The following is a 16,226-nucleotide window of genomic DNA, read 5'->3' as shown; positions in this document are numbered from 1 at the left end:
TACGCATCACATCGATGATCAGCATGATCATCGATGTGATGCGTAAGGTTACACCAAGTGAGTCCATGATCAACTTTAGGTTCAATTCACGGAACATCAAGGTCAACAAAACTGTGCCCGCAGCCCCAACAGCCGCAGCTTCGGTTGCGGAGGCAATCCCCGCCAGCAATGAGCCAAGCACCATCACGATCAACGCGAGTGGAGGCAACATCGCGGTCATAGAGATTTTCAGCTTTTCAGTGACTGGCGTCGAGCGTTCTGCCAAAGGCAAAGGTGGCGCATCGTTGGGACGCATAACGCTGCGCACCAAGATATAGCCAACAAAGAACACAACCATAAGCAGCCCGGGCAAGATCGACGCTGCAAAAAGTTGACCGGTTGAGAGCTGTGCGATGGAGGCATACACAACAACGATGACAGAGGGCGGAATGATGGTGCCCAGCGACCCGCCAGCACAAATCGTGCCCGCGATCAGGTCGTTTTTATAACCAGCTTTCATCATTGGCGGGATGGCCATCATGCCGACGACGATTTCAACAGCACCAACCACACCCGAGGCCGCCGCGAAAATAGCGCACATCGCAATGGTGGACAGAGCCAAGCCACCGGGCAACCCGCCGAGCCAAAGTTGCAACGCATGGAACAGACGTTTGGCTATGCCTGAGCGTTCCAATACCGCGCCCATGAAGATGAATAGCGGGATCGCTGCGAGGACAAAATTTGAAGCGGTGTTCAGCAGTGGGCCGTAGAGTTGCAAGATAATCAAATCACCAAAGACCGTGTAGCCAAAGGCAATCGCGATGATCATCAAGGAAAACGCGACAGGCACGCCGACGAAAACCAGCACGAACAACGCCGCAAACATAAGTAGGGGTATCATGGATTAGGTCTCCAAATCTTGTAGTTCGGTGTTGGTTTCGCCGGGGGTTTTCGCGCCAGACAAATAGTTGAATGCCTCAACGATGAATTGCAGTGAGAACGCCAAAAGACCCAGTGTAATGACGGTGTAAAATGGCCAAACATGGGGTGCCCATGGGCTGACGCTTTCCAATTCGCCGCTCTTGAACGCCTTGAGCGCTTTCGTTGCTGCCACGTTTGTGAAAGCAAAACCGATCGGTGCCATCACGAGCAGATAAACCAATCCATTCAAGATTTGTTGGACGCGGCGGGGGAATTTTTGGGACAAGAAATCAATGCGAACATGCGCATCTTCTTGCAAGGAATACGCCGCACCCAGCAAGAAAATAGACCCGTTCAGCATATAAGAAATATCAAAGGCCCAAAGTGTCGGGGCCCCAAAGGCATAGCGTGCCACGACTTCGTACAGCATAGACGCGATTAGGCAAAAGATGGCCATACGGCCGAAAAAACCCAAAACTGTTGAAAACTGCTCACAGATGTTGCGTAGGATTATCATTACGGCCTCCAAAAAAGATGGCCGACACAGTGGCCGACCATCTGAGATAGTGTGAGTTATTCAGCGGAATCGCGAACCAAATAGCTCGAGTTTTCAGCCCAGTTTGTTTGGTATGTAAGGTAGCTGTCGAGCACGTCTTGCATCCGTGGGTTGCCAGCATCAGATTGCTCGGTGGCTTTCTTTTGCGCCCAATTGCGACCAGCTTGGCGGATTTTTTCGGACTCTTCAGGCAGCATTGTGATCAGCTCGACTTTGGTCTTGCGAAAGTCAGCCATGGCTTTGATGTCGGCATCCCCAAAGCGTGTGAAGCCCGCGTATGTGGTCAATTTGGCAGCCGCTGTGATCAACTCTTGCAGGTCAGCAGGAAGCGCGTTCCATGTTTCTTCTTTGACGAAGACTTCCCACATAAAGGACGGCTGATGAACGCCGGGCATAATCATGTAGGGAGCGACTTCGTGAAAACCTTCGGTGATGTTGGCGCCGGGGGTGGACCACTCAACGGCATCCACACCTTTGCGTTGCAAGAGCGAATAGATTTCAGTCCCCGGAACCACGGTTGGAACGGCCCCGAATTCTTCTTGCAAAACGGCAGCAAAGGCACCGGATGTGCGATACTTCAAACCTTTAAGGTCTTCGACTGTTTCGATCTTAACGTTCGAATGTGCCATGATTTCTGAGGTGCCGACACCAACGACAAGGCTGTGCAGTCCCATGTCTTCACGACGGAAGTCCTGCAACATCTCTTCGCCGCCACCTTCATAAAGCCAGTGCAATGTCGCTTCTGCTGACATGCCGCCTGGGAAGCTGGCAAAGATTGCATTGGTCGCATCTTGGTTCACCAAATAGGATGGTGTGGAGTGGCCAACCTCGATCACGCCATCCTGCACGACTTCATATGCTTTGAATGCAGGGGCCAAAACGCCAGCGCCGAACGATTGGATGTCAACGCGGCCTGCTGTAAGGGAGGATACGTTTTTAACAAACTGTTCCATGAATGTTTGATAGATAAACGACCCTTCGCCGACGCCGGCAGTCATTTTCCAGTCGACTTCAGCTGCGTGAGCCGCACTAAAAGAGGTCGCAACGAGAGCCGTTGCGGCGAGCGTGTTGAATATTTTCATAGTATCCTCTGGACTGTTGGTGGTGTGTGGCATGCTCTTTTTTGAGCTTGCCGTTTTTTTAGGTTCGATTAAGTCGAACTCTGGTTTTTAGACGTAGATGTGATGCCGTTTTTGAACGGATCGTTTGTGTGAAACAACAAAGTGCTTTCGGCCATGACAAAGGCTTGTCCCGTGATTTTTGGGATAACACCGCCGTTCAATCCCTTTTGGTAAGAAATTCTATACGGGCTGCCGATTACGCTTTTTTGGATAATGTCGTGCTCAGGCTCCAGTGCGCCATCAGCCGCCAAACAGGCCAAACGTGCCGAGCTGGCCGTGCCGCAGGGAGATCTGTCGTAGGCATCATCGGGGCACAGCACAAAGTTGCGGCTGTGAATGCCATCTTCGGGGGATGGTTCTTGGAACACGATATGGTCAACAGGTTCCTCTGCATCGCCGCCAATACCTTGGGCAATCGTCGCCGCGCGAATGGCAATTGCCGCATCGGTGAGCGCACGAATGTTTTCAACCTCGATTGCAATTGGACTTGGATCAATGATGTAGAACCAGTTGCCGCCGTAGGCCACATCACCTGTGATCGTGCCTAACCCATCGACCTTGACCTTAGCACCGTGGTGTGTGCGACGGCTTTCGACATTGGTGATGGTCGCCGTGTTCATATCGGTGAGGTAGATTTCGATCACCCCAACTGGGGTTTCTATTTTGTGGGTGCCAATATCAATGCGGCCAAGATGGGCCAGTGTGACTGCCAAGCCAATCGTGCCATGGCCGCACATGCCAAGCACCGCTTCGGAGTCGAAATAGATGACGCCTGTGACGCAGCTTGGGTCGACCGGTTCGACCAAAAGCGCACCGACCATGGCTGTTTGACCACGAGGTTCCAAGATCACCGAATGGTAAAACTGTTTGTGCTGCGTCGCTAAGATCTGTGCGCGCTTGGACAGTGGCCCCGCCCCAAGATCAGGCCCACCGTCAAGGATCACACGAGTGGGTTCACCGCCCGTGTGACTGTCGATTACATGCATTCAGCAATGACTCCGCCAAGTTTAGACCAATCTGCAAACCATGTGCGGAACAAAGTGTATTGTTGTTCGCAATAGTTGCGTTGCGCATCGGTCAAAACATCTGTTTCGTTGAAGTGTAGGCGGTATTCTTCTTCGCCATTCAAAACGAGCAGGTGTTTGTAGTACAGAACCAAATCGGTGCCTTCATCAAAGCTGGAGAGAACGCCAATGGCTTCTTCCAATTCCAAAGCGCGTTTGCGGGCTTCGGCGTGGCCAGTGGCCGCTTTTTGTGACAAAGACGCCAGCAACAGTGCTTCTTTTGGCAGGGCCGTTCCGATACCTGTGATTGATCCTGTGGCGCCACAATTGACGAAACCGTGGTACACTTCGGTGTCAACGCCGACCATCAATGTGACTTGATCATCTTGCGATGTGATGTGTTCAGCGGCGTAGCGCAAGTCATCTTTGCCGCCAAATTCTTTGAACCCAACCAAGTTTGAATGCTCGGCACGTAGGGCAAAGAACAAATCAGCGCGGGTCGCGAAGCCGTAGACTGGGCTGTTGTAAATGACCGCATCCACATCAGGCGCGGCAGACAATATGGATTTGAAGTGGTTCTTTTGTGCGATAGCAGATGAGCCACGGGACAAAACGCGCGGGATCACCATGAGACCCGCAGCGCCAACCTTTTGCGCGTGCGCCGCAAGCGCCGTTGCGGATTTTGTGTTGATCGCGCCTGTGCCGACAACAACTGGAACGCCAGCTTTCACAAGCTTTTCAACGCCTTCCATACGCTGTTCATCTGTCAGCAAGGGCCAATCACCCATCGAGCCACAATAGACAACAGCGGACATTCCTGCGGCAATCATTTCTTTGCCCTTGCGCACAAGGGCTTCGAAATCAGGTGTGCGGTCAGCTTTGCATGGAGTCATGAGTGCTGGCATTGTGCCTGAAAAAATATTGGACATAGTCGTTTTCCTTAATTGCGCAGTGGCCCATATGGACCTTCGGCCTATCGACGTTCGCAGTTTAATAACCACTTAGCTGTGTTCTCGGAGGCAGTTCCTTAACCCCGAGGCGTTCGAGAAAGCTGCTTTAAGTTCCGTATATTGGATTCTGTATCCAAAAACTAGAAAAATTTACATTGCAGATCGTATTTTCTGCTATCGCCACTGATCTGCTCAAAATTAACACATCGTCCATCTGCCCAGCTTAGCTATATCCATCCTGGTCAATGGTACGATGAACCTCAAAGGTTCAAAACTCGCGCACTTGATCGCAATTATTCTTAATGCGAGGGAGTACCTGCCGCAGGGGCTGCCCCAAATTTTAGCGCCAAATGGCCCTAGCTTTCACATCGCTGGTATGTAATTTAGGAAATATAATGCAAGCATCACCTTCCTCACGCCACGTTCGACTGGATGAAAGCCTTTTGGCTGACTTGCCTCCATTTTCAAAATTGGATGGCTTAGCGATCCGTAATATACTGGCGAAAGCAACGACGCACCGTTTTGATGCTGGTGTGTCGGTTTTTGAAGAAGGTAATGCCGCCGATCGCTTTTATTTGTTGTTAGATGGTTATGTGCGGGCGGTGCGAATTACGCCGGATGGTGACCAAGTGATTGCGCTGCATATCTCAGCGGGGCAATTGTTCGGAATTGCTAAGGCGCTGGGACGAGAGACATATCCCGCCACAGCTATTACTGCGACAGAGACACTCGTTCTGTCTTGGCCAACAAGTATATGGGATGATTTTTCTGCACGTTATGATGGCTTTGCGACGGAGACCTACAAAGCAGTTGGCAAGCGCATTGGCGAGATGAATAACCGCATTGTGGAAATGGCGACCCTGCATGTCGAGCAGCGGATTGCCTGCGCTTTGCTGCGACTCATCAATCAGACGGGCCATAAAGTAAGCGACGGAATCGAGATCGACTTTCAGATTACACGTCAAGATTTATCAGAAATGACGGGCACCACACTTCATACGGTGAGCCGTATGCTAAGCGCGTGGGAAAAATCCGGCGTCATCAAAAGCAGACACAAGAAGATTACAGTGTGTGATCCCCACCAGCTGGTTGTGTTGTCGACTGCAAGGGTGTGATGCACGCTGTCATCTCGGCATAAAGCGCATCAACATTCAGCCCGCATTCCGCACAGGCATCACTGACAGTGAACGGGCCAATGAAGCCCCCGACGCAACGCATTTCATGTCATAAGAAAACAGGGACCGCTTCGGTGCATTTTGACATTAAATCTTCGAGTGCAAGATCAGGGTTAGTCCGCCACGCGTGTTGCATTGAATACCTCAGTATCTGATTGATCCCTTTTTTCAGGTTCGCGGCGGGTTAGCGCAAAACATTGTGCTAGCGCAAACGCATCGCGCGATTTTTCGTATACGCAGGCGGGCACCACAGAAAGCCACAGACTGTCAGATGATTGAATTATTGATGACAACGAACGGAGCCCCAAAATGCCCCAAACAACCGCCGAACAAATGCGACGCTGGACAGGCCCCGCGCTTTTTAGCTTTGGGTTTCGTCCCTTTTTTCTTTTAGCGGGTCTTTGGGCCACTTGTGCAATGATCCTCTGGATTGGCATGCTCGCCGGCGGCATCACACTGCCTACTCGGTTTGATCCGGTGACGTGGCATGTGCATGAATTCTTGTTCGGATATCTCAGCGCAGTCATTGCGGGCTTCTTATTGACAGCCGTTCCAAACTGGACAGGTCGGTTGCCTGTCGTTGGTTGGCCGTTGGCGTGGTTAAGCTCGCTTTGGATACTTGGTCGTCTGGTTGTTGCGCTATCGGTGCTCCTGCCAGAAACAGTTGTCGCAATCGTTGACAGTGCGTTTCTTTTTGCGATGTGGGCATTGACGTTACGCGAGATCATCGCGGGCAAAAAGTGGGGTAATTTGCCCGTTGTGGTCATTGTTGCGATCCTGATCGTGGCAAACTTGGTGTTCCACTTTGAGGCGGCCCAGTACGGTTCTGCCAGCCAAGGGTATGGGGTCCGCATCGGGCTCAGTGCAGTTCTTGTTTTGGTGATGTTGATCGGTGGAAAAATTACGCCATCGTTTACGCGAAACTGGCTCGTGAAGCACGGCGACACAGTCATGCCGACACCACCGATGCAGCGTTTTGACAAAGCGACGCTTGTCGCATCCATTGTGACCTTGGCGATATGGACTGTTGCGTCACAAAACAGTGGCGTGGGGGCGGCATTGATCGGACTTGGCGTGCTTCACAGTCTGCGACTGGTGCGCTGGAAAGGGCATAGAACCTTGCATGATCCACTTGTTTGGGTGCTGCACGCGGCTTATGCATTCTTGCCTCTCGGCGCATTCGTCAATGGTATGAGCATTTTACACCCCGCGTTCATGAGCCAAGCTGCCGCCTTACATATCTGGACGGCGGGGGCGATTGGGCTGATGACGCTTGGCGTTATGACACGGGCGTCTTTAGGGCACTCGGGGCGCAGGCTGCAGGTGGGTCTAGGGACGACAGCCTTATATGTCGCGATCATTGCGTCGACTTTTTTGCGCCTTGCTGCCGATGTATTTTCCACTTTGCGGATGCCACTTTTGGAAGCAAGCGCGCTGTTTTGGATTATCGGGTTCGGGGGCTTTGCTGTGATCTACGGGCGGCTGCTTATGACGCCTAAATTAGGTCCCACCCCAAAATAGGCTCCCCCAAAAAAATAGGCCGCAAGGGATGATTTTGAATCAATCCAAAAGAGAAACCTTAGGACGCCACCTAAGGTTTCTTTTTTATAAATTTATGACCGCCAATGCGCAGGCAAAGTGTTAGAAATTTGCGCAAGCGCAAAGAAAACCAAACCCTTGCGGCTATTTAGTTACGCATAAACTATCTATTCGAAAGGGAATGGGATGTTTCGGACAATTTTGGGCGCGACAGCTGCTAGTATCATGCTTGCTGGTGCCGCCACTGCCGAGGACTTTGAAGTCCACATGATGAACAGAAGTGATCGCGGGGCAATGGTTTTTGAACCCCCGTCACTGCGTGTCGCGATCGGCGATACTGTGAAATTTGTTGCAACCGATAAAGGGCACAATGCTGAATCCATTAAAGGTATGATTCCCGAGGGCGCAGACACCTTTAAAGGTGCGATCAATGAAGAAGTAACTGTGACCTTCACCGAAGAAGGCTTCTACGGTATTAAATGCAACCCACATTTCGGCATGGGTATGGTGATGGTTGTCGCAGTTGGCGATAGCGCGGTACCACAGGACGGCTTTCTTGAAGGCCGTATGCCTAAGAAAGCCAAACAAGGCATTGATGACGCGCTGAGCAGCCTCTAATTTTTATCGGTTGGGCGTAAAATTTAATGATTTGCGTTCAATCTGCTCACTAAAGTTTGCGCTAGGTCAACGTTTTTAGTTCAGACTTAGCTTAGTCGAGACAGCATGAAGAATGTACCTTCCATTTTGCTAAGCCTTTTTATGGCAATGTGCCTTACCTTGTATGGCCCATCTGCTATGGCGAAAGCACAGAGTGCTGGATCTTGGGTTGAGATCTGTGCCGATGGTGTGCTGAAAACCGTTCGCATCGATGCCGACGGAATTCCCGTAGCGCCAAGCCAAGATTGCCCTAAGTGTTTGGTTTGCTGTCATTCTGCGGTATTTCAAACCCCGGTCACTTTTGGCGCTGCGACATTCATCGTTCTGATGATGATCGATGCGGACCTATCGATGGTGCAAAGCCCAGTTCCAAATAAACGCAATACACGCCCTGCGCCGCGCGGCCCTCCGGCTACGCATTTTACACAACAATTTTTGCAAAAGCATATGCAAAACCTCATTGAGGTCGCGCAGGCAAATATTGGCGATACATCGCGCAGCGACGGGCGACCTTCTCTTAAGGACGCCAACGCATGAAGATCTTCCACGTCTTCCTCAGAATTATGTCAGTTTGCGCAATGATACTCCTATGGGGAGCTCCCGTTGCCGCCGAGACTGTCCTGTCCAAGTATTTACCAGACATAGATATCTCGCAATTCGTTGAGGGCGCAGATGCTTTCGGCGCCATCCGTGATGATATTCCCGTGGTCGAAGTCCTTCATGGCTCCGAGAGGATCGGCTGGGCGTATATCACCTCTGACTTCGTGTCGACCACTGGGTATTCTGGTAAACCTATTCATACACTGGTCGCGATTGATGACGACGCCAAAGTTATTGGCGTGCAGCTGGTCAAGCATTCAGAACCCATCGTCTTGATCGGTATTCCAGAGACAAAGGTAAAGGCGCTGGTCGCCAATTATCGTGGTCTTGACCTTGTGGAAGAGGCGGAATCTGGCGGCACGGCACACCAGCTTGATATTATATCCGGTGCGACAGTCACGGTCATGGTGATTGACGACAATATCGTGCGCGCAGGCCTGAAAGTGGCGCGTCAGTTGGGGTTGGGCGGTTTGGCGGTCGAGGAAACAAACACCGGTCCGCAATTTGAAATCAATCCAGATGCAGAAGCCTCAACTGACTGGATGACGCTGGAGGGAGATGGCACCCTGCGCCGCCTCTCGCTGGATGTTGGTCAAATCAACGCGGCCTTTGCGGCGATGGAGGATGAGCGTGCAGGCAAACGTGCGCTGACTGAGGCCCCGGAGACAACGTTTATCGAAATGCAGGCGGCCCTTGTGTCGCACCCCGCCATTGGCCGCGCCATTTTAGGCGAGGCTGTTGCAGAAAACATCGAGGCTTGGTTAGACGAAGGCGATCATGCTGTCGCGATTGTGGGGCGTGGCCTTTATTCCTTTAAAGGGTCAGGCTATGTGCGTGGCGGTATTTTTGATCGGATATTTTTGATCCAAAATGACGTGTCTGTCCGGTTTCGGGACCGCATGCACAAGCGGATCAATGCTATCGCGGCCGATGGCGCACCCGTTTTTGCCGAAGCCGACCTGTTCAAAATCCCCGCAGACAGTGGCTTTGATCCGACAAAACCGTTTCGTATCCAACTGTTGGTGCAGCGTGAAGTCGGCGCGATTGAAAAGGTATTTACCACCTTCGATTTGGGTTACCAGTTGCCCTCTAAATACATCCGAACTGTTGCATCGCCCCCCGTGGCAGAAGTTCCAACCAGTGTTGCTGCTGTGACTTCGCAATCCGAACTTGATGCGCAGCAGGCCTTGTGGAAAAAGATCTGGCTGGGCAAAAAAGTCGAAATCATCGTGCTTGGCATCATGCTGATCATCCTCACGGGGGTGTTCTTTTTCCAAAATTTGGCGGTGCGCAATGCACGAGGGTTTTATTGGTTCCGCATTGGTTTTTTATCGGTCACGCTGGTTTATTTGGGCTGGATCTCTAACGCGCAACTGTCTGTCGTCAACTTGATGGCATTGTTTGGCTCGCTGGTTTCCGGCTTTAGCTGGCAGGCGTTCTTGCTTGATCCGCTGACGTTTATCTTGTGGTTTTCGGTCGCAGCAGCATTGCTGTTTTGGGGGCGCGGAGCCTATTGCGGTTGGTTGTGCCCGTTCGGTGCGTTGCAAGAATTACTGAACCAAGTTGCGCGCAAATTGCATATCCCACAATGGACTTTGCCATGGGGGCTGCACGAACGGTTATGGCCCCTGAAATACATGATTTTCCTCGGGCTGTTCGGTGTGTCACTGACCAGCATAGAACAGGCAGAGCGGTTGGCCGAGGTCGAGCCGTTCAAGACAGCGATCATCCTGAACTTTGTGCGCGCTTGGCCCTTTGTCGCCTATGTCGCAGCGCTTTTGATTGCCGGCCTTTTCGTCGAACGTTTCTTTTGCCGTTACCTGTGTCCGCTTGGGGCCGCATTGGCGATCCCTGCGCGCTTGCGGATGTTTGATTGGCTTAAGCGGTACAAGGAATGTGGGACCCCGTGCCAAACCTGTGCGCACCAATGCCCCGTGCAAGCCATTCACCCGACGGGTGAGATTAACCCGAACGAATGCATCAACTGTCTGCATTGTCAGGTGCTTTATCAGTCAGAAACTATCTGTCCTGTCGTTATCAAAAAGATGAAGCGACGGGCAAAAGACGGTGCTGGACCGGACCTTGAACGGTTCGTCGGACACCCCAACCAAACACTCAAAATACCTACAAAATGAAAGGGTACGATATGTCTGAGGATAAAAAATTAACACTATCCCGCAGAAACCTGCTCGGAGCAACGGCAGGCGGCGTCGCTCTTGCGGGGACTTGGGGTGGTCGCGCCATGTTGGCAGGCGGTACGGTTGCTGCCGCAACGGTTGCCTCACCCACCAGCGCGCGTGCAGCAGCCGGTGCCGAAGTGGCCCCTGGCCAGTTGGATGAATTTTACGGCTTCTGGTCCTCTGGCCAATGTGGCGAAATGCGTATTTTGGGCATCCCGTCCATGCGTGAATTAATGCGCGTGCCAGTGTTTAACACATGCTCTGCCACGGGGTGGGGTATCACCAACGAATCCAAGAAAATCTTGACCGAAGGCTTGCTGCCGAAAACCAAGGAATATCTTGCCGCCAACGGTTACGAATTTCCGCCAAACGGCGATTTGCACCACCCGCACATGTCTTTCACCGAAGGCAAATATGACGGTCGCTATTTGTTTATGAACGACAAAGCCAACACCCGTGTGGCGCGTGTGCGTTGTGATGTGATGAAATGTGACAAGATCATCGAAATCCCGAACGCCAAGGCGATTCATGGTTTGCGTCCGCAAAAATGGCCTCGCACTGATTACATCTTTTGTAACGGCGAAGATGAAACGCCAATGGTCAATGATGGCAAAATTTTGGACGAGCCTGAGAAGTACGTGAACTTCTACACCGCTGTAAACGCAGACGAAATGACAGTGGCGTGGCAGGTGATGGTCACTGGTAATCTTGACAATACCGATTGTGACTATGACGGGAAATACGCGTTTTCGACCTCGTATAACTCGGAAATGGGCATGAACCTGAGTGACATGACCGAAGCCGACATGGATCACGTGGTTGTCTTCAACATCAAAGAGATTGAGGCTGGCATCGCTGCGGGTGACTTTATCGAATTGAACGGCGTTAAAGTGCTTGATGGCCGCAAAGGGACTGACAACAAATACACCCGTTACATCCCGATCCCGAACAACCCGCACGGCTGTAATATGGCGCCCGACAAAATTCACCTGTGTATCGCGGGAAAGTTGTCGCCAACAGTGTCAGTGATTGACGTGCGCAAACTGGATGCCGTCTTTAACGAGGGGGCCGACCCGCGCAGTGTTGTTGTCGCGGAACCTGAATTGGGTCTTGGGCCGCTTCACACCTGTTTCGACGGGATGGGCGATGCCTACACCACGCTGTTCTTGGACAGCCAAGTGGTCAAGTGGAACATCGAAGACGCGATCAAGCTGTACAACGGCGAAGACGTGAACCCGATCAGAACCAAGGCTGATGTGCATTACCAACCCGGTCACAACTCGACTGTGATGGGCGAGACATTGGAGGCATCCGGTAAATACTATCTGACCATGAACAAGTTCTCGAAAGACCGGTTCCTCAATGTTGGTCCTCTTAAGCCGGAAAACGAACAGTTGTTTGCGATTGATGGCGACAAGCTGACTTTGATTCATGATGGTCCGACATTCGCCGAGCCGCATGATGCGATCATGGTGGACCCAAGCAAATTGAACCCTAAATCTGTTTGGGATCGTAACGATCCGATGTGGGCTGACGCGCGTGCGCAGGCTGAGATTGACGGTGTTGATCTGGACGACTGGCAAGAAGAAGTCATTCGCGACGGCAACAAAGTGCGGGTCTATATGTCCAGCAACGCGCCGACCTTTGCGCTTGAATCCTTTACTGTCCAACAGGGGGATGAGGTGACGATCTATGTGACCAACCTTGATGACATCGACGATTTGACCCACGGTTTCACCTTGGGCAACCACGGTGTCGCGATGGAGGTGGGCCCACAAGCCACGTCTTCGGTCACATTCATCGCGGCCCAGCCGGGCGTCTATTGGTACTACTGCCAGTGGTTCTGTCACGCGCTGCATATGGAAATGCGCGGACGGATGTTTGTTGAGCCAAAGGCGAGCTGATGTTTGTGATTTTGCCAAAGGCGAGCTGATGTTTGTAAAACTGCCAAAGGCGAGTTAAGCCATGATGCGTGCCCTGATCTTTATGCTGTCGCTGCTGACTGTTCTGCCTCTTTGGGCGGAAGAGTTGCGTGTGGCAGCGGGGCAGGGCACGCTTGCAACAGCCATCGCCGCCGCCAACCCCGGCGATGTTCTTCTGCTACAATCCGGTCTGCACAGCGGCGCGATTGTTATCGATAGACCTCTCACCCTGACAGGTGGGCATGATGCGATCATTGATGGCATGGGCCAAGGCACAGTGGTCAGCATTGAGGCTTCTGATGTGACGATCAGCAATCTGACCGTGATCGGATCAGGCCAGAACAGCCAAGAGACTGACGCAGGCATCAAGATCCTCAAAGCCGACCGCGCGATTGTTGAAAACAACCGCGTTCTAGGCAACCTTCACGGCATCGATGTGCACGGGGGGCGCGATGCGCAGGTCCGCAACAACACCATCGAGGGCACACGCAATCCGCGGATGAATGATCGTGGCAATGGTATTTATGTCTGGAATTCTCCTGGAACGGTGGTCGAGGGAAATTCGGTTCGGTGGGGCCGTGATGGCATATTTTCGAATGCGTCGCGAAAGGGGACTTACCGCAACAACTTGTTTCGCGATCTGCGTTTTGCTGTGCATTATATGTACACGAATGACTCTGAGGTGTCGGGCAACGTGTCGATTGGCAACCACCTTGGATATGCCATCATGTTCTCGAATAAGATCATCATTCGAGACAACCTAAGCCTGTCTGACCACAGTCACGGCGTTATGCTTAACTTTGCGAACAACGCTGATGTGTCTGGTAATCTGGTGCGCGGCGGTGCGGATCGCTGTACGTTTATCTATAACGCGCACAAAAACCTGATTTATGGCAACCGCTTTGAGGGGTGCAATATTGGCATCCACTTCACCGCCGGTTCAGAACGTAATGTGCTGACGGGGAACGCCTTTATCGGGAACCGGACGCAGGTGAAATACGTTGGCACCCGCGATATCGAATGGAGCTTTGAAGGCAGGGGCAACTATTGGTCCGATCTCGCCAGCTTTGATCTGGGCGGGGACGGCATTGCCGACAGCGCCTTTCGCCCCAATGACATGATGGATCATATCCTTTGGTCCCAACCTGCTGCTTCGTTGCTAACGGGCGCGCCTGTCGTACAGCTCATCCGGTGGGCACAATCCAATTTTCCCGCCACGTTGCCCGGTGGCGTTGTGGATTCCAGTCCGCTTATGACGGCTCCAAATATTGAAATTCCTTTAAAATATCTCGTTATGGAGGCCGAAGTGGCCACGCGGCGGAATGAAAGCGAAATAGATGACTTCGACGTTAACGATCTCTCATCTCACTAAATCATTTGGCGGGGTCAAAGCCCTGTCAGATGTGTCTTTGCATGTGGCCGCAGGTGAACGGGTTGCATTGCTGGGCCATAATGGCGCGGGCAAATCCACTCTCATGAAGGTGATTTTGGGCCTGATTGCGGCAGACAGCGGCGAAATTTCGGTCTGCGGTGCCGCGCCGGGTGGGGCTGCTGCCCGCGCCAAGGTCGCCTATTTGCCAGAAAATGCCACGTTTCATTCCGCTCTGACAGGGTTGGAACAGATCACCTATTATCTGCGCTTGCGTGGTGAGAACACATCAGAGGCCATGGCGCTGCTGGAAAAAGTCGGACTGGGCCACGCCGCCAAGCGTCGGATCGGCACTTATTCCAAAGGTATGCGACAGCGCGTTGGGCTGGCTCAAACTCTGATCGGGCACCCTGACCTTTTAGTGCTGGATGAGCCGACCAGCGGCTTGGATCCTGTCTCGCGCCGCGATTTCTACGCGCTTCTTGACAGGCTTGCTGCAGAAGGCGCTGCGATCTTGCTGTCCAGTCATGCCCTGACCGAGGTCGAGGCGCGTACGGACCGGCTGTTAATCCTGTCCGGCGGGCAGATGGTGGCAACAGGGTCGCTGCCGGACTTGCGACGCGAAGCGGCTTTGCCTGTGGCGATGCACGTCACCGCGCGCAAAGGCTATGATGCAGATATTCTCGCAGCTCTGCCCAATGCCATCCGCGTGGGGGGCGCTTTGCATCTGACCTGCTCGCAAGAAGACAAACTTGGCACTCTTGCGCAAATTTCCGGCCTTAAAAACAAGGTGACTGACATAGACGTCATCCCGCCCAGCCTTGAGGATATCTATAGCCATTTCAGCCGGAGGGACGGTCAATGATCGCGCGCATTGTTGCCACCGCTATAACCGAGGCGCATATCGCGCGACGCAACCTTTGGGTGCTGATTGCAGTTGTGCTGATGGTGGTCTTTTCTCTGGTTCTATCGGCCGTTGGGTCCGCACCCAGTGGCGGGCTTGGGGCAGATCGTTTGTCGATCACAGTGGCCTCACTGACCTCGCTATCGGTCTATTTGGTGCCTTTGGTGGCTCTGCTGATGTCGTTCGATGCGGTCGCTGGTGAAGTCGAGCGGGGCACGTTGCCTTTGTTGCTCACCTACCCTGTGGCGCGTTGGGAGATTTTGGCAGGCAAGCTGGTGGCGCATACGGGCATTTTGGTTGTTGCCCTTGTGGCAGGCTACGGTGCCGCGGCTCTCATTGCTGTTGTTGGTGATCCAGCCGCCGCTGCTGGGGTCGGTGCGCTGTGGCGCCTGACGTGGACATCGGCCCTTTTGGGGGCGACATTTTTGGGCATCGGCTATGCACTGTCGTCTCTTGCGCGACGGGCATCGGGGGCAGCGGGTCTGGCCATCGGGCTTTGGCTGGGGCTGGTGGTGTTGTATGATTTGGCACTTTTAGCGGCCGTTGTCGCGGATGATGGCGGTATATTCACCACGCAATTTTTCCCTGCTGCCTTGCTTGCCAATCCTGCTGACGCTTTTCGCTTGTTTAATCTCACAGCATCGCAGGCGACGGCTGCTGCAACAGGTATTGGCGCTGCTGCGGCGTCAATCGCGCTTTGGCAATCGCTGGTGTCTGTTCTGTGCTGGCCCTTGGTCGCCCTCGGCCTTGCCACTTTGGCGTTCAGAAAGGTTCAACCATGATCCGTCTACTCAACATTATGGCGTTGGTGATATTGGTGGCCTGCAAGCAGGAGGTGGAGCAAGATACCTCTCCCGTTCCGCTGACCGCCGAAGCCGTCGGGCATTTTTGCCAGATGAACCTGTTTGAGCACGAAGGCCCGAAAGCACAGGCCCATTTGAGTGGCTTGCCACAGACGCCTTTGTTTTTCAGCCAAGTGCGCGATGTGGTTGCATACCTGCGTCTGCCTGAGCAAACCCATGACATTCTGGCGATCTGGGTCAATGACATGGGCGCGCCAGGCGCTTCGTGGTCTCAGCCCGGAATTGCCAATTGGATTGAGGCGGACAAAGCACATTACGTTGTCGGCAGTCGCGTGATTGGCGGGATGGGAGCCCCCGAGATTGTGCCGTTCGGGGATGTGGCAAAAGCAGATGAATTTGCAGCCTTAAATGGCGGTCAGGTCATGTCGTTGGACGCCATACCTGATGAGGCCGTATTGGCCCCCGTGACATTGGACGGTGACGTCGATGATACAGATTTTGAACAACGCCTGCGCGCCCTTTCGCATTCATCAGGAGAATAAGACC

At 52.9% G+C, this 16,226-nt stretch carries 15 protein-coding genes; 10 read left to right on the top strand and 5 right to left on the bottom strand.

The genetic code is table 11. The features are described 5' to 3' along the window. From KO503_RS01070 to KO503_RS01050, 5 genes are all read right to left on the bottom strand, one after another. A partial coding sequence (locus KO503_RS01070) for a TRAP transporter large permease subunit (RefSeq protein WP_215989750.1) occupies nucleotides 1-880 on the bottom strand: 880 nt, incomplete at its 3' end. 3 nt (nucleotides 881-883) lie between these two features. Then, nucleotides 884-1,417 carry a TRAP transporter small permease subunit gene (locus KO503_RS01065; protein ID WP_215989749.1) on the bottom strand — a complete coding sequence of 178 codons (534 nt, stop codon included), beginning with the start codon at nucleotides 1,415-1,417 and terminating at the stop codon, nucleotides 884-886. 56 nt (nucleotides 1,418-1,473) lie between these two features. Next, on the bottom strand, nucleotides 1,474-2,538 hold the full coding sequence (gene dctP / locus KO503_RS01060) for a TRAP transporter substrate-binding protein DctP (RefSeq protein ID WP_215989748.1): 1,065 nt from the start codon (nucleotides 2,536-2,538) through the stop codon (nucleotides 1,474-1,476). Between the two features lie 68 nt (nucleotides 2,539-2,606). Next, nucleotides 2,607-3,563: a proline racemase family protein gene (locus tag KO503_RS01055; protein ID WP_215989747.1), complete on the bottom strand. Its 957-nt coding sequence runs from the start codon at nucleotides 3,561-3,563 to the stop codon at nucleotides 2,607-2,609. Beyond that, complete coding sequence (locus tag KO503_RS01050) at nucleotides 3,554-4,510, bottom strand: dihydrodipicolinate synthase family protein (protein WP_215989746.1); 957 nt, start codon at nucleotides 4,508-4,510, stop codon at nucleotides 3,554-3,556. The genes KO503_RS01055 and KO503_RS01050 overlap by 10 nt, the downstream gene beginning before the upstream one ends. 416 nt (nucleotides 4,511-4,926) lie before the next feature. Here KO503_RS01050 and KO503_RS01045 point away from each other — a divergent pair, with 416 nt between their 5' ends. The 10 genes from KO503_RS01045 (at nucleotide 4,927) to KO503_RS01000 (ending at nucleotide 16,222) form a co-directional block, all read left to right on the top strand. Further along, entirely contained in the window at nucleotides 4,927-5,646 is a 720-nt protein-coding gene (locus tag KO503_RS01045) for a Crp/Fnr family transcriptional regulator (RefSeq protein ID WP_215989745.1), read from the top strand. A gap of 369 nt (nucleotides 5,647-6,015) precedes the next feature. After that, nucleotides 6,016-7,227, top strand: a complete 1,212-nt coding sequence (locus tag KO503_RS01040; protein ID WP_215989744.1) for an NnrS family protein — start codon at nucleotides 6,016-6,018, stop codon at nucleotides 7,225-7,227. 243 nt (nucleotides 7,228-7,470) lie between these two features. Further along, entirely contained in the window at nucleotides 7,471-7,863 is a 393-nt protein-coding gene (locus KO503_RS01035) for a pseudoazurin (RefSeq protein WP_252730889.1), read from the top strand. A gap of 177 nt (nucleotides 7,864-8,040) precedes the next feature. Next, nucleotides 8,041-8,439, top strand: coding sequence for a hypothetical protein (locus KO503_RS01030; RefSeq protein ID WP_215989742.1), 399 nt, complete (start codon nucleotides 8,041-8,043; stop codon nucleotides 8,437-8,439). Continuing rightward, nucleotides 8,436-10,637 carry a NosR/NirI family protein gene (locus tag KO503_RS01025; RefSeq protein ID WP_215989741.1) on the top strand — a complete coding sequence of 734 codons (2,202 nt, stop codon included), beginning with the start codon at nucleotides 8,436-8,438 and terminating at the stop codon, nucleotides 10,635-10,637. Before KO503_RS01030 ends, KO503_RS01025 begins: the two co-directional genes overlap by 4 nt. 11 nt (nucleotides 10,638-10,648) lie before the next feature. Next, the gene (nosZ, locus tag KO503_RS01020) at nucleotides 10,649-12,586 is read left to right on the top strand and encodes a TAT-dependent nitrous-oxide reductase (protein ID WP_215989740.1); all 1,938 of its coding nucleotides are present in this window, start codon (nucleotides 10,649-10,651) and stop codon (nucleotides 12,584-12,586) included. 61 nt (nucleotides 12,587-12,647) lie between these two features. Beyond that, nucleotides 12,648-13,976 carry a nitrous oxide reductase family maturation protein NosD gene (locus KO503_RS01015; RefSeq protein WP_215989739.1) on the top strand — a complete coding sequence of 443 codons (1,329 nt, stop codon included), beginning with the start codon at nucleotides 12,648-12,650 and terminating at the stop codon, nucleotides 13,974-13,976. Continuing rightward, nucleotides 13,942-14,838 (top strand): ABC transporter ATP-binding protein, encoded by an 897-nt coding sequence (locus KO503_RS01010; RefSeq protein WP_215989738.1) that lies wholly within the window; start codon nucleotides 13,942-13,944, stop codon nucleotides 14,836-14,838. Before KO503_RS01015 ends, KO503_RS01010 begins: the two co-directional genes overlap by 35 nt. Continuing rightward, on the top strand, nucleotides 14,835-15,659 hold the full coding sequence (locus KO503_RS01005; protein WP_215989737.1) for an ABC transporter permease: 825 nt from the start codon (nucleotides 14,835-14,837) through the stop codon (nucleotides 15,657-15,659). The genes KO503_RS01010 and KO503_RS01005 overlap by 4 nt, the downstream gene beginning before the upstream one ends. Next, nucleotides 15,656-16,222 carry a nitrous oxide reductase accessory protein NosL gene (locus KO503_RS01000; RefSeq protein ID WP_215989736.1) on the top strand — a complete coding sequence of 189 codons (567 nt, stop codon included), beginning with the start codon at nucleotides 15,656-15,658 and terminating at the stop codon, nucleotides 16,220-16,222. The genes KO503_RS01005 and KO503_RS01000 overlap by 4 nt, the downstream gene beginning before the upstream one ends. Nucleotides 16,223-16,226: the final 4 nt, after the last annotated feature.

The sequence above is a fragment of the Pacificibacter marinus genome, from assembly GCF_018860505.1.
In the GTDB taxonomy this organism is placed as follows: Bacteria; Pseudomonadota; Alphaproteobacteria; order Rhodobacterales; family Rhodobacteraceae; genus Celeribacter; species Celeribacter marinus_B.
Note: the sequence above shows the minus strand (reverse complement) of the source record. Positions and strands in the feature narration are given on the sequence as shown.